Annotated in this window: 16 protein-coding genes; 11 read left to right on the top strand and 5 right to left on the bottom strand. The window is 47.8% G+C overall.

Translation table 11 applies throughout. The annotated features are described in order from the left end of the window. Positions 1–22 precede the first annotated feature (22 nt). Positions 23–2,062, top strand: coding sequence for an asparagine synthase (glutamine-hydrolyzing) (asnB, locus tag MHM93_RS07165; protein ID WP_239448500.1), 2,040 nt, complete (start codon positions 23–25; stop codon positions 2,060–2,062). A gap of 39 nt (positions 2,063–2,101) precedes the next feature. Here the strand turns inward: asnB and MHM93_RS07160 are convergent, their stop codons facing one another. The 3 genes from MHM93_RS07160 to MHM93_RS07150 form a co-directional block, all read right to left on the bottom strand. Further along, the gene (locus MHM93_RS07160) at positions 2,102–2,641 is read right to left on the bottom strand and encodes a carboxymuconolactone decarboxylase family protein (protein WP_239448499.1); all 540 of its coding nucleotides are present in this window, start codon (positions 2,639–2,641) and stop codon (positions 2,102–2,104) included. Positions 2,642–2,821: 180 nt separating this feature from the next. After that, complete coding sequence (locus tag MHM93_RS07155) at positions 2,822–4,144, bottom strand: porin (RefSeq protein WP_239448498.1); 1,323 nt, start codon at positions 4,142–4,144, stop codon at positions 2,822–2,824. Positions 4,145–4,341: 197 nt separating this feature from the next. Next, positions 4,342–4,836: a MarR family transcriptional regulator gene (locus MHM93_RS07150; RefSeq protein ID WP_022944948.1), complete on the bottom strand. Its 495-nt coding sequence runs from the start codon at positions 4,834–4,836 to the stop codon at positions 4,342–4,344. A 158-nt stretch (positions 4,837–4,994) separates the two neighbouring features. Between MHM93_RS07150 and MHM93_RS07145 the strand changes: the two genes are divergently transcribed. From MHM93_RS07145 to MHM93_RS07130, 4 genes are all read left to right on the top strand, one after another. Next, positions 4,995–6,953, top strand: a complete 1,959-nt coding sequence (locus tag MHM93_RS07145) for a methyl-accepting chemotaxis protein (protein WP_239448497.1) — start codon at positions 4,995–4,997, stop codon at positions 6,951–6,953. Between the two features lie 112 nt (positions 6,954–7,065). Then, positions 7,066–7,920, top strand: a complete 855-nt coding sequence (locus MHM93_RS07140; RefSeq protein WP_239448496.1) for a D-hexose-6-phosphate mutarotase — start codon at positions 7,066–7,068, stop codon at positions 7,918–7,920. A 9-nt stretch (positions 7,921–7,929) separates the two neighbouring features. Next, complete coding sequence (locus MHM93_RS07135; RefSeq protein ID WP_022944951.1) at positions 7,930–8,445, top strand: PH domain-containing protein; 516 nt, start codon at positions 7,930–7,932, stop codon at positions 8,443–8,445. Further along, positions 8,435–9,973: a PH domain-containing protein gene (locus MHM93_RS07130; RefSeq protein WP_239448495.1), complete on the top strand. Its 1,539-nt coding sequence runs from the start codon at positions 8,435–8,437 to the stop codon at positions 9,971–9,973. Before MHM93_RS07135 ends, MHM93_RS07130 begins: the two co-directional genes overlap by 11 nt. A gap of 12 nt (positions 9,974–9,985) precedes the next feature. Here MHM93_RS07130 and MHM93_RS07125 read toward each other — a convergent pair whose 3' ends face one another. Then, positions 9,986–11,125, bottom strand: a complete 1,140-nt coding sequence (locus MHM93_RS07125; RefSeq protein ID WP_239448494.1) for a PepSY-associated TM helix domain-containing protein — start codon at positions 11,123–11,125, stop codon at positions 9,986–9,988. A 274-nt stretch (positions 11,126–11,399) separates the two neighbouring features. Between MHM93_RS07125 and MHM93_RS07120 the strand changes: the two genes are divergently transcribed. The 6 genes from MHM93_RS07120 (at position 11,400) to MHM93_RS07095 (ending at position 20,071) form a co-directional block, all read left to right on the top strand. After that, positions 11,400–12,014, top strand: a complete 615-nt coding sequence (locus MHM93_RS07120; RefSeq protein WP_040643146.1) for a PQ-loop domain-containing transporter — start codon at positions 11,400–11,402, stop codon at positions 12,012–12,014. A gap of 254 nt (positions 12,015–12,268) precedes the next feature. Beyond that, entirely contained in the window at positions 12,269–13,438 is a 1,170-nt protein-coding gene (locus MHM93_RS07115) for an efflux RND transporter periplasmic adaptor subunit (RefSeq protein WP_239448493.1), read from the top strand. A 9-nt stretch (positions 13,439–13,447) separates the two neighbouring features. Then, positions 13,448–16,570, top strand: a complete 3,123-nt coding sequence (locus tag MHM93_RS07110) for an efflux RND transporter permease subunit (protein ID WP_053911053.1) — start codon at positions 13,448–13,450, stop codon at positions 16,568–16,570. A gap of 211 nt (positions 16,571–16,781) precedes the next feature. Beyond that, a complete protein-coding gene (locus MHM93_RS07105; protein WP_022944957.1) occupies positions 16,782–17,351 on the top strand; it encodes a hypothetical protein in 570 nt (189 codons plus the stop codon). 58 nt (positions 17,352–17,409) lie between these two features. After that, entirely contained in the window at positions 17,410–19,482 is a 2,073-nt protein-coding gene (locus MHM93_RS07100) for a S9 family peptidase (RefSeq protein ID WP_239448492.1), read from the top strand. Further along, entirely contained in the window at positions 19,475–20,071 is a 597-nt protein-coding gene (locus MHM93_RS07095) for a DUF938 domain-containing protein (protein ID WP_239448540.1), read from the top strand. The genes MHM93_RS07100 and MHM93_RS07095 overlap by 8 nt, the downstream gene beginning before the upstream one ends. On the opposite strand, the gene MHM93_RS07090 is transcribed toward MHM93_RS07095, so the two are convergent. Then, positions 20,042–21,181 (bottom strand): GNAT family N-acetyltransferase, encoded by a 1,140-nt coding sequence (locus MHM93_RS07090; protein ID WP_239448491.1) that lies wholly within the window; start codon positions 21,179–21,181, stop codon positions 20,042–20,044. The genes MHM93_RS07095 and MHM93_RS07090 overlap by 30 nt on opposite strands.

Genomic DNA, 21,181 nt, shown 5'->3' with positions numbered 1-21,181 from the left:
TTTAATTTAGTAAGGATTTTACATGTGCGGTATAGCGGGAGTATTTAATCTCGATCCAACTCAATCCATTGATCCACAGCTGCTTGTCAATATGGCGGCTATCCAACACCATCGCGGCCCCGATGGTTTCGGCTACCGTCGTATTGGGGGTAAAGGCATCGGCTTTAGTCATGCCCGCCTTTCTATTATTGACCTGAATGAGCAACGAGCACGACAGCCTTTTATGAACAGTGATGAGCAACTTATGCTTACACACAACGGCGAGTTCTATGATTATGCCCGAATTCGTGCCGACTTAGTGGCTCAAGGCGCTCGTTTTCAATCGAAAAGTGACTCAGAAATTGTGCTCCATCTTTATCAGCGCCAAGGGATGCAAGCGATGCTGGAGCAACTGCGTGGGGAGTTTGCTTTTGCACTGTATGACAACAAAGAAGACACACTGCATTTAGTGCGTGACCGCTTCGGGATAAAGCCCCTGTATTACACGCAAACACAAGACGAAGTGGTGTTTGGCTCAGAGCTAAAAGTGCTGTTTGCGCACCCCAAGGTTAAGCGACAGTTTTCCAGTGCTGGGCTCTATCATCAGCTTATTCAAGTGATGGTGCCGGGGAGCACGGCATTCGCTGATGTACACCAAGTTAAGCCGGGTCATGTTGTCAGTTTTAAACGGCAAAATGGGCAGTGGCAAATCACGGATAACCGCTATTGGGACGTTAACTTTCCCCGTGCTGAGGAGCACCAAAATGACGCCGATGAACAGTTGTATATACAAGGGGTCCGCGAAAAGCTATTAGAAGCGGTACAGCTGCGTTTAACAGCAGACGTGCCAGTGGGTTGTTACCTGTCGGGTGGCATTGATTCCTGCGCGATTCTCGGGCTCTCTTCGGCGGCGAGTCAGCAACCTATCAAGGCATTCACCATCGGCTTTGATAGCGACGATTATGATGAAACCCCCATAGCAAAAGAAATGGCTGAAGCCACGCAGGCCGATCATCACATCATGTCACTAAGCGGGGATGAGCTTTACAGTCATTTTGAGCGCACCTTATGGCATACCGAGCGCACCATTTACAACACCTTAGGTGTGGCAAAATACCTCATGAGCCAGCAGGTGAACGACGTAAACTATAAAGTGGTGATGACTGGAGAAGGGTCCGATGAGCTCTTTGCTGGCTACCCTTCGTTCCGTAACGACTTGTTCCTTTATGGTATGGATGAAGTGGATGCCGATGAGCGCGAAAAGTGGCAGAGCATGTTACAAAAAACCAATAAGCTCTTTAAGGGCGCGATGCTCTCGCGCAATGAGTGTCGGAATGAGGCCTTGGAAAGCTTAGTTGGTTTTACCCCGAGTTGTTTACAACCTTGGCTGGCTTGTGGTGAGTTCGCTGATGGGTTGGTGGCCGAGCAACACAAAACAGCCTTAGCTGATTACGATGCTGGCAAAGCCATTGCGGACACCTTTGACAACGATATGTTAGCAGGGCGTCATCCCCTCGATAAGGCGCAGTATGTATGGATTAAAACCATGCTCGAAGGGCAGATTCTCACCTGGGGTGGTGATAGGGTCGATATGGCTAACTCGATGGAAGCGCGGCCAGCGTTCTTAGATCATCACCTTGCCGAGTTTGCTTTTAACATCCCTCCTCACCTGCGTATAAAAGACAACAAAGAAAAATACGTGTTACGTGAGGCAATGAAAGGGTTACTGCCGGAGACCTTATACAAACGGGAAAAGTTTGCTTTTATGGCGCCGCCCGCTCACACCGATGAGAAAAAGTGGCAAGCGATGAAGCAGTTAGCTGACAAGTACCTAAGCGACGAGGCATTAGCACAATCAGGCCTGTTAGACCCGCAAGCTGTGGCGGATTTATTTGCCCTGCACGATGCCCCTGACACTGATGATGCATTGAAGGTGCAGTTGGATGCAGTGATTAATCATATGATTGGCGTTCAGGTATTGCATCAGCAGTTTGTAGCAACCGATGTGCCTCAACAGGCTGCACAATTGGCGCAACATTATGGTTGGCGTGCTGACGACGCGCATCAAGGTGCGCAAATATAAAAACCGAATAGGGCTGCAAGCGCAGCCCTTTTTATGGTGTTAGGCAAAAGGTTTAAAGGCATCGTCCAGTGGTGTGTCGGCGAGGTGATTTACGTAGTTACTCATCACTTTTTGGCTGAGAGCAAGAATAATATCCAATAAATTCTGCTGACTATAGCCGGCAGCGAAAAAGTTCTTACTTTGTTCATCGCTCAAGTGACCACGTTGACGCACAAGTTCGAGCGTGGTATCACGCAGTACTTCTAGCTTGTCGTCACCTAATGGCGCCTGATCACGCAAAGCCTGATTAAGGTCGTCATCTACCTTCATTGATTTGGCAATAGCTGAGTGCGCAGGGACACAGTAATGGCATTCGTGTTCAACATTAATACTCTGCCATACCACTGTTTTTTCGGCATTATTGAATGAGCTGTTTAAAAAGGCTTCATGCAATACTTGGTATCCGTGTAAAAGCTGTGGCGATTCGGCCATGACTGCGTGCAAATTAGGAATACTACCAAAAGCTTGTTGTGACTTCTCTAGTAAGGGTTTGCTGCTTTCTGGCGCGGTCTCTGGGGTATGTAAAGTAAATTCTTTCATCGCTACCTCCTTTTGGTGTGTAGGAAGTAGACTAAGCTTATTTAAACGTTTATTCAAATAAGATTTAGTTATATCTGACTTCACACCCATCTAAGGTGCGATGAAATAAAATAACGGTACATCGGGTCGCACAGGGCAATAAAAAAGGGCCATCAGGCCCTTTTTCAAATAACTCACTACTTAGAAGTAATAACCAATATTGATATTGAAGCGGCGTTCTGTTTCGTCGCTGTCACCAGCAATAGAACCCCCTACAAATGGCTGATTCTTAGCATGTACTAAGTCAAAGTAGGTGAATAACCCGCCTGCGGCAACAGAAACGCCGGTTACGTTCATCCACGTGTCTTCGCTGTTGTCAGACTTGTCGTAGATGATGCCGTAGTCATTGTAAAACTGCAGATTGGTTACCGGACCCCACTCAACAGGGAGGCTGTAGGCAATGTTGGCGTTGGTCATTGTGGCTTCTGCGGCAATACTGTCATAGAAGGAGTAAGCACCTACCGCCATGCGATCGACGTTGTCGATATCGTAGTTGTAGTCACCATGTTGCAACTGGAAGTTCCAGGGGCCGATGTTGCTATTTACGTGTACAGCCCACGCTTGGTAATCTCCGGCACGATCATTACCATCATGCAGGCCACCGGCTAAGCCAGAAACACCAATCTCAGTTTTGCCACCTTCATGCTCTAAGTGGTAAGCGTAACGACCTGAAAAGGTGTTGTATTCACCAATCGGGTTGGTTGGCTCTGCGTAGATACCATCACCTACATTTCTAAAGCCAACAACATCATAAGAGTAACGATCACTGCGATTATCGACGTAACCATCAACGCCACCTAGCTCATCATTTTTGAAAAAGCCAAGATCGAGCTGCCAGTTATCGGCTACTTTACGCTTAAATAGCACACCCATGTCATGGTCATCTTCTAAACCAATGTAGTAAGTGGTGCCGAAGAACCAGTTATGTGAGTTGTACGGCCAATTACCAAAAGGCACTTTGGTAATACCGGCCTGCACTTGCCAGTCTTCTGCGAAATCGTAGCCAACATAGGCATATTTCACCGCCGTCATATAGTCGAAGAAGCGAATCTCAGCGTTGAGCTCGACATCACCAATATCGCCAGAGAAATTTAACCGGAAGATATCGAAGTCAAAGTCGCCGCCACGATTTTTATTATCATCATCGTAAGAGGTATGGCTGAAGTTGGTACGCACTGCACCACCTACATGAATGCCATCTTCTTTCTCGACGCTCTTTTCCATCGCCACTGTTTGCTCAAGCTGCTGTTCTTGTTGAGCAATACGGGTATTAATCTCTTCTTGCTGCTGTGCTTGTTGCTCTGCACTTTGCTCAGCGGCATCAAGCTTTTTCTGCAACTGCTGCATTTGCTTTTGCAACTGTGCCAGTTGCTCCTTCATTGCCTCCATTTCTGGGTTCGCCATTGCGGTGCCAGAAACACAGGTAATGGCAAGAGCCAATGCGGTCTTCTTGAACGTAGTCATAATTGCCCTATGTTGTTGCCATAATCACTTAGCCTAGACTAAGTATTTGAATTTTTCGAAGTTGATTAACCAGATTAAATACTGGCCAGTGGCGCTAAGGGATCATCCTAGATACGACCCCTCTATGCCAAACCGTGCTTTAGTGTAGCAAGAGGAACCGTTTTGGGGAAATGTGTAAGTGTTTACTAATATTAGAGTTATTCTGATTTTCCAGGGTCAACCTGACGGGTAATTGCACCCACTTCCAGTAGCGGAGAAGCATCTATGTTATCTGCGTCCATCATTGCGGCGATGCGCTGCATCGACGAAAGTAGCAGAGTTTGTTCCCATTCAGAGAGGCTGCTGAACTTCTCGATAAAGTGATCTTGAAGTGGTTGTGGTGCCTGATCAAGCAGCGCTTTGCCTTGCTCGGTCAAATATAAGCTCACTCGGCGTTTATCAAGTTGGCTGCGCACGCGGCTTACCAGCGCTCGACTCTCTAGCCTATCTAAAATATTGGTGACTGTTGCTGGGCTAAGATTCACATTTTGGGCAATGCGGCTGGCCGTGATGCCGTCGGTTTGTGCCACTTCATGCATAATTAGTAGCTGTGGGCCAGTGAGGCCGGAGGTTTTGTTCAGTTGTTTGGAGTGCAGATCAATGGCGCGGATGACCTTACGCAGGGCAATTAATAACTCGTCATACTTTTGCATTTCCAACCTCCAACTGACTAAAGCAGCCATTATACCTTTAAATACCAAGCGGACTACACCCCCTTGATAAAAACCGTTACGTTTAAGGTTTATAAAAACGTGGCGAGTTTAGGCTATTGAAACTAAAGTTAATCATTATTACCTAGCGCAATACAACTATGAGTATTAGAAGCAAGTTATTACTGGCCTTTGTCAGTGCAATTATTCTACCTCTGGGTATCATTGCTGTTATTGTTATTAATCAAGCGCGTGACCAAGCGCTGAGTAACTTTCAAGACTTAACCAATCGCGAAGTCATCCAGATTGATAGAGGCCTCAGTTCGTTTTTTGCCGAGGTTGTGAAAGATGTGGACTTTCTCGCCTCACATCCCAAAGTGTTGGCAGCAACCACGGATGTCACTCTGTATAAAAACAGTGACACCAGCAGCGAACTTGATGCGCTAGCTGGCTCGCAAATTGAGCGACAGGCGTTTACGTTGTTTAGCCATTTTGGCGAAACCCATCCCGGCCTTGCCTATGTGTATATGGGCAATCAAGAGGGCGGCTATATTCAGTGGCCACAATCAGCCGTCGGCCCTCGCTACGACCCGACCCAACGTCCGTGGTATCAACATGGCGCAAATGCCAATGGAGAGACGGTGCGCACCAATGCTTATTATTGGGCTGCTGATGATACGGTGATCGTGTCCACCGTAAAAGCGGTGAAAGAAGGCGGGCAAGTCGTGGCCGTGCAAGGGATGGATGTGTCGTTAAAGGCACTCACCGATATGGTTAAAAAAATCACTTTAGGTGAGTCGGGTTACCTCATGCTGGTAGAAGATAGTGGCACGGTATTAGTTAACCCTAAAGATCCGGAGCATAATTTTAAACAATTTTCCCAAGTCAGCAACGGCGCTTTTAGCGAATTGGCGCAAAGCCGTAATGGCGACTTTGAAGTGACGTTGGCCGGTGAGGACTACTATGCCCACCTCTATACCTCGCCACAGCTAGGTTGGAAGTTCATTGGTTTAGTGCCGCAAAGCGAGGTGATGGCGGCGGCCAACGCCATGACGTGGACGATTATAATCGTTTGCCTGGTACTTGCTGGGATATTTGCGTTGTTAGGTAATACCATAGCAGGGCTCATCAGCGGCCCAATTATTACTGTTAGCAAAGGCTTAGAGGATATCTCCGAAGGCGATGGCGATCTTACCCAGCGGCTGCAAGTAAGCTCGAAGGATGAGACGGGTGCTTTGGCAGCGAACTTCAATGTGTTCTTAACTTCTATTGCCAAGTTAGTGGCACAAATAAATGACACCGCGAAAGAAGTGAATGAGGCTGCAACACATTCGCTGTCACTTTCGAGTAGCTTAAATGGTTATACTGATCAGCAGCAGCAGGCGCTTGCAATGGCTGCCACGGCCATTAACGAAATGGCGGCAACCGCAAATGAAGTGGCGCAAAGTTGTGCCAATGCTGCCGATTTAGCGCAGCAAACACGCGATGCCTCCGAGCAAGGGCAAGAAGTCATTACCGAAGCTGTGGCCAGTGTCACAGAGTTGTCGCAGGCGATTACCTCGGCGGCGAGTGACATTACCCAGCTTGCACAAGAGAGCGAAAGTATTACCTCCATTTTGGATGTTATTCGCGCCATTGCGGAGCAAACTAACTTATTAGCACTCAATGCCGCAATTGAGGCGGCCCGTGCCGGCGAGCATGGACGCGGCTTTTCCGTTGTTGCCGATGAGGTGCGAGCGCTGTCACAACGAACCTCGCAATCGACAGAAGAAATAGCCACGCAATTGGATAAACTCAGGGCGATGAGCGAGAGGGTAGCGGGGGAGATGAATCAAAGCTTGGCTCGCAGCACCCAAACTGTTGAGCAAACCAATGCGGCGCAACAGCAGTTTGTGGAGATTAATCGCTCAGTGATGGATATTAGTGATCTCAATACGCAGATAGCGACGGCTGCAGAGGAACAGCAGCACGTGGCGGAAGACATTAATCGTAATGTTGTAGAGATTAAAACCGCCGCTGATGAAGTCAGTGAGGTGGCGACTAAAACAGACAGCAGTGGCCAGCGTTTAGATGCGCTTGCGAAACAATTGGCCGCCCTAGTTGGGCGCTTTAAAACCTAAATGCAAAGTAAAAACATGACCGCGAGATGAATTATTTTCGCGATATATTTACTTAATTATGATTATTTGGGTATGGTGAAGCTGCATTGGCTTTTTTAAGAAGGAACGAAGTATGCAGCTTTCACCTAGTGTTACTATTGCTCGATGTGAGTCGGGTTTAGAATACTTACAGGTTAATTCACCCTTGTGCCAAGCCCGTATTTTTCTTCAAGGCGCACAACTGACCGAATACGCTCCAGCTAACCAAAAACCACTTATTTGGGTATCGAGCGAGGAGGATTACCAAGAGGGCAAAAGTATTCGTGGCGGGATCCCCATCTGTTGGCCTTGGTTTGGAGTGCATCAAAATCCCGAATGGCCCATTCATGGTGTGGCTCGAGTATCGTTATGGCGTGCAGAAGAAGTAAAAGAAGAACAAGACGCCATTCGCATCAGCTTGTCTTTGCCGATGGCGCAGGTGGATAAAACCTACTGGCCTCACAACACCAAGTTAGAGGTTGAATATGTACTGAGCGATAAACAGCTCGAGGTACGGTTGACTAACACCAACTTAGGTGACAGCCCAGTGCAACTAACACAAGCACTGCATAGCTACTTACCGACCCCAGATATTACGCAAACATCCGTAGACGGCCTGCAGGGGGCACAGTACATCGAGTTTGGTGAAGGGCCCTTTGAGCAACAAGAAGTGGTTCACTTTGGCCGTGAAACCGATATGGTCTACAGTGATGCACAGCCATTGCAGCGTATTCGCACCCCTGACGGCACCATTGAGGTTGCCCGGGCAAACTCGCGTTCGTGTGTTTTATGGAACCCCTGGGTAGATAAGTCTCAGCGGTTATCGAACTTTGCAGACGACGAATACCACAAAATGCTGTGTTTAGAGGCCGCAAATGTGCTTGACGATAAAGTGGAACTTGCGGCGCAGCAAAGCCATACGCTAGCAACCATTATTCGCTGGGGCTAGTAACGGTCTATGGGCTCGTCATTTAGTAATGAGCAGATTGAGCACCTGCCACAGCACCAAACCGTGCAATTGCAACCTTTGCCGGGAGCGGCGTTAGGCTACCGCCTAACACGGGCGCTATTGTGGTTAGTGGGGTTGCTCGTTGCTACAGCCGCTGTTGCCTATTTGCGACCGCTTGATTTTGCCGCTTTGCGGCCTTGGTTGCCCTACGTTCTCCCAGCTTATGCATGCCTACACATACTCTGGCAGTACCTTACTTATCGTCATAGCGGCTATGCTATTCGCGAGCATGATGTGATGTATCAACGGGGGGTTATTTGGCGAACAACCACCCTACTTCCTTTTGCTCGTATTCAGCACAGTGAAATTCATCATGGGCCACTTGAGCGGCTCTGGTCTGTAAGTACCTTGCAGTTATTTAGTGCCGGTGGCTTTGCTGCCGATCTAACCATGAGTGGGCTGCATCATCAACAAAACCAAGCCCTGCGCGACGTCATACAGCAGTACCACAACGATGAGCAATAATAGCAGTAATACGGCTGAACCAGCGCAGCAGTGGCAGCGCTTGAGCCCATGGGCGATTCTTTATTTCATTGTGAATACCGGTTACCGACTTATCGCTGATGGCTTCTTAAATATGTTGCCGGTCTTGGTGCTCTTTGTTGTAAATGTTGAACGTAAGATATTTTGGGCAACATGGGGTGGAGGAATCGCGCTGCTGGCATTAGTTGCGTATGGCTGTGCTTATTACGCAACATTTCGTTTTCGGGTGCAAGGCGATGCTCAAGTGTTGCTTCATAAAGGTGTGTTTACTAAAGAGCGTCTGGCGTTACGTTTTACACGGGTGCAAAATATTAACCTTGCCACGCCTTTTTACTTTGCCCCCCTCGGAAGAACAAACTGCCAGTTTGACGCTGCTGGTAGCAGTGACAAAGAGATAGTCTTACCCGCTTTGAGTAATGCCCATGCGCAGCAACTACGTCGCTTTATTTTAGCGTCGAAGCAGCGCAGTGATGAAGTGGGGGCTGATACAGAGCAAGAGACTCAAGCAGTAACCTCGGCTGATTTAGCATTGCCGAACCATGAAGTGGCTAAATATGGGTTAATGTCGAATATGGCATTGCTGGCGCTAGCGGCCCTTATGCCTATTGTGAATATGGTCGATGGACTATTTGAGCAAGTGGTGATCGCTAATTTAGATGCCTTTTTCAATGCTCACGACCTCTTGGCTGCATACGCTGAAGAGTTAACCCTGATCACTTTGCTTATCGCCGCAGTGATACTTACTGTCGGTGGTTCAGTGATCATGGCGTTATTACGGTTTTATAATTTTGAACTTTTTATCGAGCAGGCCCGTTTTCGTCGAGTTGCTGGGTTGTTAGAGCGCCAGCAACTCAGCATGCGTTTTACCAAGGTGCAAAGCGCGACCATTAAGCAAAACTGGGTCGCGGTATTATTGCGCCGTTATACCCTGAGTTTTGCGCAAGTGGCTACCTTCGGCCCGAAACATCAGCAGGATAAGCAATCGCTGTTATTGCCGGTGTTAACGCATGCGCAGATGACCCAGATGATGGCAACGATGTTTCCTTGGTTTGCTAACTATGACAGTGATTTGCAGCCGGTATCTCGGCGCTACTTTTGGCATCGCGTCGGTTTATTTGCCGCATTGCCATTAGCTACAGTGAGTTGTTCATTGGCGGCTTTTTTACATTGGGCGTTCATTGCGTTGACGCTGTTAATACTGCCTTTAGCGCTTTCCCATTATTGTATATACAAGCGTCTTGGCTGGCAGTTAGTCAGTCATCAAGGGCAGGAGTTTTTAATCCATCGCAGTGGCCTAATTGGCAGTGTGCTCACGGTGTGTGAGCTCTTTAAAGCGCAGCAGGTCAGCGTGGTGCAAACAGCATTAATGGCCAAAGCACAGGTCGCAACCATTAGTATTCAGTTTGCGTCAAAGCGCCTCACCTTGCCATTTATGCCTGAGCAGCAAGCACGGATGCTGGCCGATCGACTGTTATTTCATATCGAAACCGACCAGCGCGCTTGGTTCTAATGGCTTTCTTGCCTAGCTATAAGCTCGCTTGTGTTGTGTTTGTGTACGACGGTTACGCTTCGAAGCCTTCTTACGGCGTCTTCGCACATACCACAAGTAAAACCCTGTGCCCGCCAACCAAACTGGGCTTAAACCGATCACCGCCCAGATGACTTTGCTAACAAGACCGGCAAAATAGCCAAAGTGTAACTTGCGAAAGCTATCGATTAATTGCCAACCAAATGCTACCTCACGGATATCCCAGTTGCCCATATGGGCACCTGTGTCACGGTTATAAGTCACCATATTACCGTATTCACTGAAAAGCGGATTGCTGCTGTCGACTTCTCCCCAAAAGGTAATATGGTCATCTCCCTCATGAGGTAACGTGATAAAAGTTGGCTTAAAGCTGTCAATTTGTGTGCGACTGTCGTCCATTAATGACTGCAGTGATAAGTTTGCCGAATGTTGTTTGTTCATCACCACAGGGTGCTCTTCATCGGCATGTTCAATTACTTCGTGATACCACACAGCGTAGTTAAAGTAGCCCCCGGTGATCGCCAAAATAATGAGAATGGGAGAGCCAAAAACCCCCGTCATTTTATGAATGTCACTGAGCACAATTTGCAGCGTTGCTCGCCAGCGTAAAGTGAACAAACGACGCCAAAATTTGCGATAAATGATAAGTCCCGTAACCCCTAACACCAGTAAGAATAGTGCGAAGAAAAACCCCAGTACTGTTCCTGTTTGTCCTGGTAAGGAGTCCAAGTCATTGAGCATAAAGGTGTAATGTAGTTCTACCAAGAAATCGGTAATGTAATGTGTGGTGCTAACAGGTTCAGAAAGTGTCTCGCCACTGTATTGATTGACGTGGAACTTGTACCAATCCTCGGTGCCTTTTTTGATTGTGTACACTCTATCTGCAGTGTCATTATCAAATACTTCCCACGCAGCAATAACGTGTTCTGGATAACGTTGTTCGATGCGCTCGGTGAGCGTATCAAGCGACAACCGCTGCTCAGTATTGGCGACGGCAAAATGTTTTTGCGGCATTAGCCAGCCATCTATTTCGCTTTTAAACACCAAAATAGCACCAGTGATACTGATCAACAGTAGTGGCAGCATGGCAGCAAGAGCTAACCAGCTATGAATTTTAAATAGGGTTTTACGCATGGGACTAAGCGAGCTTTCTGACGGTTATGCAAATAATAACGATTATCAAAAATAATACAACCATACGCGTTAAGCGTAAACATAAGCTGAAAATGTAATTATATCTTTACGTTTGCATGATGCGTTGAGTGCCGTATTGCTATTGCTTAGTTGGCTAGCATCTATACAATGCGCGCCTTCAAAAAGTTGTTAATAATCATGAGTTTACATTAATTATTTGTTTATTAACGGCCTGTTTTCTATTTTAACGATTAGTTTAACAAAAGAGGTTGCTTTGACTGAGTATTTGCCCATTATTTCGTCTTTTATCTTAGCTTTTAGCTTTATGCCGATGCTAAATAAAGTTCGCAAAAACCGCAGTGTTTCTGGGCTTTCTTTGCTTATGATGAGTTTTGGCGTAGCACAAAGTATTTACTTTATTGCCTTCAACCTATTTTTTGAGCGTTACTATATGGTTTTACCTTTTGTGGTGACCGGTATGCTCAGTAGCCTTATTTTGTACTATTTTCTTCGTTACGATGCCGCAGCCAAGCAGCGTAAGCAATTATTGTACATGCTACTATTCAGCGTGGCGCCGTTCTCTTTATTGGCTAGCCCTTACGTTGATGCCGATAGTCTGCTTATCGCTCTGACGTATGTTGGTCTGGTTATGAGCTCAATTCGCGTTATGCCACAAACCTATAAAACTTTGCGCAGTGGTGATGTTAGTAACTTGAGTGCGCGCTATTTTATGTTGCAGCTTTTGGCAGGGTGCTTTGGTCTGACGGCTGAACTTTATATGGCGGCGCCCAGCGTGTCGCATATTCTTAACTTTGTGATGATCTTATTGACCAATGCAGCGCAATTAGCCTGTATTCAATATTACCGTCATCGTCCTGCTATGGCATAAGTTCGAAGTAAAAAAGGCTGCCCGTATGCAGCCTTTTTCATCGTTAAAATACCCCACTTTATGCCCTCTATTGTCGCCCATTCAAGTCGTCTAATCTCTCCATCTCGTTGATACGTATTCTTGGTCATGGCTACAGGTGGTGCCGTGGTGTAAAGAAACTGCAAAGTAGTAATACTTCCTTACAAATGTCACCTTACTTATACACGGCAACTTGTTAATATAACGTGAGTATAGATTTATCAAGGTAAGTGGGTATGCACAAGGTACTGAAAAAGTTGTTGGTGGCGCTGGGAGTCGTGTTAGTAACGGGGCTTGCTGGAGCCACTGTTATTGTGTCGGCAAAGAAGCCAGATGAGACCAAGCAAGTTGATACACGCCCAGTCGTTGAGGTAGAGCAGCTTGCGGCCAACGATCATCAAGTGTTGCTATCCACATATGGTGAGGTTCGGCCTCTTGAAAGCACTCAGCTTGCCGCGCAGGTTACTGGCGAGGTGATAAGCTGGAACGAACGCTTTGTTGCAGGCGGTATTGTTGAGCGTGGCGAGCTGCTGTTCACTATTGAAAAAGACAACTATGAAGCGGCGGTATTACAAGCCGAAGCAGAGCTTGCTCGGGCCCAAGCGGCATTAATTGAAGAACAAGCACAACAAGACGTCGCTAAAGACGAAGCTGCCCGTACGCCGCGTGTAAAACGTTCAGCATTATTCCTGCGTGAACCCCAGGTGCTCAGCGCCAAAGCTGCTGTAAAATCAGCAGAAGCAGCGTTAAAGCGTGCTCAGCGTGATTTAGACAACTGCGAAGTCCGCGCCCCCTACGATGCCTTAGTGATCAGCCGAAACGTAGGCCAAGGACAGTTCGTTTCTGTGGGTAGCCAAGTAGCTGAACTTAACAATATCGAGACGGCGGAAGTGATTGTCCCCGTGGCTGGTTTTGACAGTGCCTTTTTACCACAGCGTGTTGCTGGCACGCCGGCCACCATTATCCGGGAGGGTTTAAACGGTTTCACTCGCAGTGCCGTGATCGATCGCGATTTAGGCGTGGTCGACAGCGCTACGCGTATGAGTAACTTGGTGGTGCGTGTTAACGATCCCTACGCTATGCACGGGCAATTGCCTAAGCTGAAGTTTGGCAGCTATGTGCAAGTGCAGTTCGCCGGACAAACTTTGAAAGAGATTTTCCGTCTGCCGCAAGAGCTGGTGAATAACCAGACGGTGTGGGTGGTGAATAAAGACAACCTGCTGCAACCTCGACAAGTCAAAGTGGTACGTGAAGAAGATGAGTTTTTTCTGATCAGTGGTGGCCTTGATGCTGACGACCGTGTGGTTGTCACTTTGCCTGAGTACCCGCAAGAAGGCATGGAAGTGCGTATTGCCGGAGCTGTAAGTAGCTCTGAAAATAGCCCCAAGACGACGGATCAACTGTAGGAGCCGATAATGCAACAGCAAAAACAAACCGGCATTATCGCTTACTTTGCCAATAACCCTGTGGCTGCCAACTTGATGATGTTATTCATCATCATTATGGGTATCGTGAGTTACATGACCATCCAGCGGCAGATGTTTCCCAATGTTGAAGTCAACTATATCACCGTTCAGGCTAATTACCCGGGGGCGTCACCACAAGAGATTGAAGAAAGCATCCTGATCAAGATTGAAGAGTCACTTAAGGATGTAACTGAAATCGAAAAAGGGGTGTATCGTGCCTTTCGCAACTCAGGAAGCGCGCAGTTAGAGATAGACCCAGATGTTGAGCTCACCGATGTTTTAGATAAAGTTAAGCTGCGTGTTGATGGCATCGCGACCTTTCCTGCGGGAATGGAGCCTGTCACCATTAGCCAAGTAGAGTTCCGCCAAGATGTCATAGGCATGTCTTTGGTGGCTGATTTACCTCTGACAGAACTCAAGCCTATAGCCAATAACATTGAGGATGAGTTATTACAGCTAAGCAATGTGTCGTTGGTGCAAAACGATGTGCCACTCGATGAGATTGCTATTGAAATCAAGCCTGATACTTTGCGCCGTTATAGCCTCACACTTAATGATGTGGCTAGTGCGGTAAGACGTTATTCGGCTAACTTCTCCGCTGGTCAATTACGTACCGATGCCGGCATTATCTCTGTGCGTGTAGAGGCGCAGTCATACTCTGGTGAGGAGTTCCGCTCTATTCCCGTGAAAGTCGGTGCTAATGGCGCTAAGGTCTTACTGCAAGATGTGGCGGTAATAAAAGACGGTTTCACCGAGGGTGAGCGTTATTTCAAGTTCAATGGTAAAAACGCCATTTATCTCAGCGTGAAAGCAACCAAAGAACAAAATATGATTCCCGTGGCCGAATCGGTTAAAGCCTATATCGACAGTAAGAATGAGTCGCTCCCCTCTGGAGTGCGTCTTGTACCCTTGATGGATATGACTTACTACCTCAATGCGCGCTTGGACATGATGCTGAAAAACTTGTTCCAAGGGGCCATTTTGGTGGCCATTATGTTGAGCTTGTTTTTACGTTTTAAATTGGCTCTGTGGGTGATGGTAGGCTTACCAGTCTGTTTCTTGGGTGCCCTGATGACCATGCCGTTATTTGGCATTAGTATCAATATCGTATCGTTATTCGCCTTTATCATGGTACTTGGAATCGTGGTGGATGATGCCATTGTCATAGGCGAAAGTGCCTATACCGAAATTGAGAGAAAAGGCGGTGGCGTTGAAAATGTGGTGCGCGGCGCTAAACGTGTCGCCACACCGGCGACCTTTGGGGTGCTTACTACGATGGCGGTATTCGCGCCATTTACATTATCAAGTGGTCCTGAACGAGCCTTCTTCTTCGGTATCGCCGTGGTAGTGATGGCGTGTTTGGCGTTTAGCTTGATTGAATCAAAGCTGATTTTACCTGCGCACATCGCTCATACTAAGTTCCCACCTATTAAAAAAGATGGGTTCAGAACACGCTTTAACACTCGATTCTTTGCTTTCGTTAATGGCCCTTACCGACGCACGGTAGAAAAGTGCATCGAGTGGCGTTGGGTGGTGCTATTAGGGTTCATCGGTATGTTAGTGCTCAGTTTTACACTTATAGCCAGCAACCATGTGCGCATGGTTCCTACACCAAAAGTGCCGCATGACTTCCCGCAAATTAATATCGAGATGAACGATAATGCCTCGGACATGCAAACTATCCGAGCGGTGCAAAAAATTGAAGCCATGGTGCGTGAAGTTGATCGCGAAACCGAACAACAAGCTGGGCAAAAAATGGTGCGTGATTTGTTGGTGTTTAACCAAGGCCGCACGGAAGCCACAGTATTGGCGCCACTCGTTGAAGAGGAAATTCGCCCTTATAACGCCTTTGAACTGTCGCGCCGTTGGCGCGAAGCTATGCCAGAAATAGCCGGCATTAAATCACTGACTATCCAAGATGATGTCAACGGTAACCCGGGAGGGGACGGCGAATTCGGTTACCTACTATTTGGTTCCGATATCGATACGCTTAATGCCGCTGGGCGTCAGTTTATCTCAATGCTGCAACAGCAAAAGGGATTGTTTGATATTAGTTCAACCATCGACCCAGCAAGCAAGGAAGTGCAGCTTAGTCTCAAGCCAGTGGCCTATGACTTGGGTCTAGATTTGCAAGATATTGCTAATCAAGTTGGGGCAAGTTTCTATGGTGGTGAAGCGCAACGGGTGATCCGCAATGGTGAAGAAGTACGGGTGATGGTGCGTTACCCTAAACTTACGCGCGAGGCGTTCTCATCGTTAAAACACACCGTAGTGATGACTCCTAGCGGTCAAGAAGTGATGTTAGGTGATGTGGTTGAACTTCAAGAGCGCCCGGGTGTGAGCTATATCCGCCGCGAGGGTGGTTACCGCACCGTCTATGTGTATGGCAGCATCGATGAAGAAATGGTGGAGCCGACAGCCGTTGTTAAACGCATTAAAGAAGACCTACTGCCACAGCTAAAAGAGGACTTTCCCTCGGTTAAAACTGAGCTTGGCGGCTCCATTGAAGAGCAGCAAGCGCAGGCAAATGAGCAAATGCTGTTTTTCATTGCGGGAATGATCATTGTTTATATTCTTTTGGCCGTGCCGCTGAAGAGTTATAGCCAGCCATTCATTGTGATGTCGGTGATCCCGTTCAGCTTAACAGGGGCATTGTGGGGGCATTTTTGGTTCGGTCTTGACCTCAGTACCATGTCTTTCTTCGGCCTAATCGCCGCCGCCGGTGTGGTTATCAATGACTCATTGGTAATGACTGACTTTGTCAACCAAGCGCGTCGTGAAGGACACAGCACGGCCAGGGCAGTGGTTGAGGGTGGCTGCGCCCGTTTTCGTGCTATTACCCTGACGTCGATTACTACCTTTGCCGGTGTCCTACCCATTATGTTCGAAACCAGCCTACAAGCTAAATTCGTCATCCCTATGGCCGTAGCATTAGGCTTTGCGGTAATGTACGCAACGTTACTGACACTCATTTTAGTACCTTGCTTATATATGATACTCGCTGACGTGCGCCGAGCATTTGTTAAGTTCTGGCAGTTATTCAGTCGCAGGCCAAAAGCGGCAAAGGCGTAAGCAACTAATAGAAGGGAAGGAGACTTCCCTTTTTTAGTATCAAAGTATTATATTGCCTCAATAAACCAATACTTTATTGCGCTATGGCAAAGGGTGAAAGTAGAATATTAATCTTTCAGCTGGTTAAAAATTAAGTTACCTTTAAGTTTTAATTAAGTTTTATTGGGTTGCTACCTGGTTTGTTTAGGAAAGCCAAATTGTGAGGTTTGCAATGGTGAAGTCTTTACCCGAAAGTGAATGGATCAGCGTGGGCACGCTTAGTAGCCATACCCAGTTGTTTCGTGGCGACGTGGTTGAAGTAGAAGTATACGACACCCAAGGGCTAGTCAAAGATCTCAGTTTTGTCATCAATATTGAATCGGACCAGCAAGGGGAACCTCAGAATTGGTCCCGTGAAGTGGCGCAATACATTAACACTCATATCCCTTTAATGCAGGCTGGGCGCATGACCGAGCAAGGATTGATTGTTGGCTATCGTGGTAATGAAATTTATGCAAGTAGTCGCTGTGGCATTACTGAGGTAGTCATTAATTATAACTGTGTAGCTAAAAGCCAAGATCAGGTAGGAGAAATGGCTTCCGGCTATGATCACATTTTTCCTGTTAACCACGAGTCCTATCGCGCTGGTGACCGAGTACTGCATTTAGCGACTGGTAAGGTGTACCGTTGCAAGCCTTGGCCGTATACCGAACTGTGTCGTTTGGGTGGTAAAAACCACGATCAATACGAACCAGGCGTTGGCTTAAATTGGCAAACAGCTTGGCAAGAAGTAGAGGAATAGTCGCCCTGTTGAGCAAATGATACACTGACGGCTCAGTTTCAGTGTATTGAGGTCATTTGTGCAAGCACCCATCGCCAAAAAGGTTCCCCACTTACTTTCCCACCATGGTCAGCAGCGCCAAGATGATTACTATTGGATGCGTGACGATAAGCGTGAAAACCCCGAAGTTCTCGCGCACTTAGAGGCGGAAAACCGTTATTGTCAGCAAATGCTTTCGTCTACTGCGCAGCGCCAGCAACAGCTGTTCGTCGAGCTCAAAGGGCGCATAAAGAAAGACGACAATACCGTGCCGGTCAAAGATGGCGCCTACTGGTATCACAGCGAAGTCAGTGGTGATGAAGAGTACGGCCGACATTTTCGTGCCACCAGTTTTAGTGGTGATAATAAAACCCTACTGTTGGATGTTAATCAGCTTGCACAAGGCCATGACTTCTATGATTTAGGTGAGGTGGCAGTGAGCCCCAATGAGCAGCTTCTTGCCTATGCCGAAGATACCTCGGGAAGACGTATCTACACCGTGGCGTTTAAGGATCTCGCTACCGGTGAGCTGCTTAGCGACACCCTCACTAACACCGAGGGCCAGGTAGTCTGGGCCAACGATAACCAAACAGTTTTTTATGTGCGTAAAGATGAACAAACACTGCTGGGTTATCAGGTGTTTCGTCATCGCTTAGGTACGGCGCAAGAGCAAGACGTGCTGGTATACGAAGAGAATGACCGCAGCTTTTACATGGGGCTGGGCAAAAGCCGTGACGAGAGCCTGATCTTTATCGATTTAGAAGCCACAGAAACCAGCCATACCTTCGCTATTGATGCCGATAACCCGTGTGCTCCAGTAACGGAGCTACTGCCGCGCACCCAAGGGCACCTGTATGATATTGATAAGCTAGGTGAACACTTTTATATCGTCAGCAATTGGCAGGCGAAGAACTTCCGCTTTATGCAAGCCACTGCCGCGCAATTAGCCGACTTACAGCAATGGCAAGAGCTTGTTGCCCACCGCGAGGATGTGCTGTTAGAGAGTGTCGAGCTGTTTGAGCACTACTGGTTGCTCACCGAACGCCAGCAAGGACAGATAGGCTTTGTGGTGTACCAGCACCGCCAAGGCATGGCGACGGGGTCGCCGATGCCACTGCAATTTGCCGACCCCTGTTACTTTGCCGGTGTGGCCATGAATCCCGAACCGAATGTGAGCAAGGCGCGGGTGTTTTATTCGAGCTTAACAACGCCGGGTAGCTTGTTTGAGTTTGATTTGGTCACGGGTGAGAAAACCTTGTTGAAGCAGCAGCAGGTGGTGGGTGAGTTTAATGCCGATGACTACGCCAGCGAACGCTTGTTTATCACTGCGCGTGACGGTGAGCAAGTGCCTGTTTCTCTGGTATACCGTCGTGATTTATTTAAAGGCGATGGCAGCAATCCGTTGTTACAGTACGGTTACGGTGCCTATGGCATTACCATCGATCCAAGCTTTTCTAGCACCATCCTGAGTTTACTCGATCTTGGCTTCGTCTATGCTATTGCGCATATTCGTGGCTCAGAGATGCTGGGCCGGCAATGGTATGAAGCAGGCAAGCTCAAGCATAAGCAAAATAGCTTCAATGACTTTATTGATGTTACCGAGGCGCTGGTTGCCAAGGGCTATGGTGCCGAAGATAAAGTGTTCGCCAGCGGCGGCAGTGCCGGTGGCCTACTGATGGGGGCGGTCATTAACCAAGCTCCGCATTTATATCGTGCGATTGGCTGTCATGTGCCCTTCCTTGATGTGCTGACCACCATGCTGGATGAGAGCATTCCGCTGACCACCAACGAGTATGATGAATGGGGTAACCCCAACGATGAGGGCGATTATCAAACCATCGCGGCTTATTCTCCGTACGATAATATCAAGGCGCAAGATTACCCCCATATTTTGGTAACCACTGGGCTGCATGACTCACAAGTGCAGTACTGGGAACCGATGAAATGGGTTGCGAAAATGCGCGAGTACAAAACCGATAATCATCTATTGTTATTTAAAACCGACATGGAGTCGGGTCATGGTGGGGCTTCTGGGCGATTCAAAAGCCTGCAAGAGAAAGCCCTTGAGTTTAGCTTCTTCCTACATACTTTGGCTGAAGATGGGTATCAATAAACCTTTTTCACAGGCGTGTGAAAACAATAAAGCGCCAATATTGGCGCAATTACAGCGTATTTTTAAAAATACTGAGCAGGTGCTTGAGATTGGCTCGGGCACCGGTCAGCACGCTGCTTTTTTCGCTCCTCGATTGCCGCATTTATTGTGGCAAACCAGCGACTTACCTGCTAACCATGATGGCATCGAGCTATGGCTGCAAGAGGCACAGTGTGACACCCTGTTACCGCCATTGTCTCTCGATATTGGCGAGCCTTGGCCGGTATCGCAACCAGATGGAATGTTCACTGCCAATACCCTTCATATTGTCAGCGAAGCGCTGGTTGAGGCGTTCTTTGCAGGGGTTAGTGAGCACTTGCCATTACATGGCCAGTTATGTATTTACGGGCCTTTTAAGTATCAAGGTCAGTTCACCAGTGCCAGCAATGCACAGTTTGATGCCATGCTCAAACAACGCGATCCACGCAGTGGTATTAGGGAGCAAAAATGGCTGGTCGCCTTAGCCAAGCAAGCGGGGCTGACCTTGATTGATGATGTAGCGATGCCTGCGAATAATCAGTTACTGCACTTTGAACGGACTAAGCGCTAAGCATTGTTGTCTATACAAGTCCAGCTGCGCACTTTCGCGAGCCACAAAGTCCGTTAATGCGGCAGTGAATGGGCTGTCACAAAAGCGATGGCAGGAGTGGGTGAAAGTCGGCGCAAAGCCACGGGCGATTTTATGTTCCCCTTGAGCGCCGCTGTTAAAGGTTGCTAGCCCCTCGTTTATACACAATTCAATACCTTGGTAATAGCATAGTTCGAAGTGCAAATGCTGGAATTGCTCATCGCAACCCCAATATCGACCGTACAAGGTTTGCTGGTCGCGCAGATAAAGGCTTGCGGCGACGATGGTGTCTTGGTGCCAAGCGCTGATAATGACCAAATGGTCAGCCATTAGCGTTAGTAGCTGGGTGAAAAAGTCTGCAGTTAAATAGCCCAGATGGCCTGAGCGCTTGAGGTAAGTTTGCTGGTAAAAGCGGATCATTGCATGCATTAACTCGGGGCTAATTTCCCGGCCTGGATGCACTTGTACTTGCAACTGTTGCGCTGCAATCTGTGCTCGCTCTTTTAATACTTGCTTGCGCTTACGAGACTTCAGTGCGCTACAGAAGTGTTCAAAGTTGTTATAGCCGTTATTGCGCCACTGAAACTGTACGGTTTGACGCTTCAGTAAAGGGGGATGTGCCAAGTGTTGGCTGACGTCGTCATTGTAAAAGTTGATATGCCATCCCGACCATTGCTGTTGTTCGGCTTCGTGATCTAGGGCGTTGGCGAGGGCGACAGCCGCTTGCTGTGGGTCAATATCATGGTAAGCGATACGCGGGCCGGTGATGGGCGTAAAGGGGATTGCGCTCAGCCATTTAGGGTAATAGTCAAAGCCGTATTGCTGGTAGGCCTCGGCAATACTCCAATCAAATACATACTCGCCATAAGAGTGAGATTTTATATAGCCTATACATAGGGCGAGCAGTTGCTCACCTCGGTATAAACCTAGGTGGTAGGGCTGCCAGCCGGATTGTGCGCAGGCACTCCCGGATTGTTCTAGGGCGTAAATAAACGAATATTGGCTAAAAGGGTGAGCGCTGAAAAACCGTTGCCAAGTGGGTTGTCCAACCTCGGTGACCGACGTAAAGAAGCGATGCGTCAGTGCCGCCAT

Origin of the sequence: Pseudoalteromonas sp. MM17-2 (assembly GCF_022347945.1) — a bacterium.
GTDB classification, from domain to species: domain Bacteria; phylum Pseudomonadota; class Gammaproteobacteria; order Enterobacterales; family Alteromonadaceae; genus Pseudoalteromonas; species Pseudoalteromonas ruthenica.
Note: the sequence above shows the minus strand (reverse complement) of the source record. Positions and strands in the feature narration are given on the sequence as shown.

What these genes read in the sequence shown, in the direction of transcription:
- asnB (WP_239448500.1), top strand. Translation starts at nt 23, where the DNA reads ATGTGCGGTATAGCGGGAGTATTTAATCTCGATCCAACTCAATCCATT.
- MHM93_RS07160 (WP_239448499.1), bottom strand. Translation starts at nt 2,641, where the DNA reads ATGAAAGAATTTACTTTACATACCCCAGAGACCGCGCCAGAAAGCAGC.
- MHM93_RS07155 (WP_239448498.1), bottom strand. Translation starts at nt 4,144, where the DNA reads ATGACTACGTTCAAGAAGACCGCATTGGCTCTTGCCATTACCTGTGTT.
- MHM93_RS07150 (WP_022944948.1), bottom strand. Translation starts at nt 4,836, where the DNA reads ATGCAAAAGTATGACGAGTTATTAATTGCCCTGCGTAAGGTCATCCGC.
- MHM93_RS07145 (WP_239448497.1), top strand. Translation starts at nt 4,995, where the DNA reads ATGAGTATTAGAAGCAAGTTATTACTGGCCTTTGTCAGTGCAATTATT.
- MHM93_RS07140 (WP_239448496.1), top strand. Translation starts at nt 7,066, where the DNA reads ATGCAGCTTTCACCTAGTGTTACTATTGCTCGATGTGAGTCGGGTTTA.
- MHM93_RS07135 (WP_022944951.1), top strand. Translation starts at nt 7,930, where the DNA reads ATGGGCTCGTCATTTAGTAATGAGCAGATTGAGCACCTGCCACAGCAC.
- MHM93_RS07130 (WP_239448495.1), top strand. Translation starts at nt 8,435, where the DNA reads ATGAGCAATAATAGCAGTAATACGGCTGAACCAGCGCAGCAGTGGCAG.
- MHM93_RS07125 (WP_239448494.1), bottom strand. Translation starts at nt 11,125, where the DNA reads ATGCGTAAAACCCTATTTAAAATTCATAGCTGGTTAGCTCTTGCTGCC.
- MHM93_RS07115 (WP_239448493.1), top strand. Translation starts at nt 12,269, where the DNA reads ATGCACAAGGTACTGAAAAAGTTGTTGGTGGCGCTGGGAGTCGTGTTA.
- MHM93_RS07110 (WP_053911053.1), top strand. Translation starts at nt 13,448, where the DNA reads ATGCAACAGCAAAAACAAACCGGCATTATCGCTTACTTTGCCAATAAC.
- MHM93_RS07105 (WP_022944957.1), top strand. Translation starts at nt 16,782, where the DNA reads ATGGTGAAGTCTTTACCCGAAAGTGAATGGATCAGCGTGGGCACGCTT.
- MHM93_RS07090 (WP_239448491.1), bottom strand. Translation starts at nt 21,181, where the DNA reads ATGGCGGCACTGACGCATCGCTTCTTTACGTCGGTCACCGAGGTTGGA.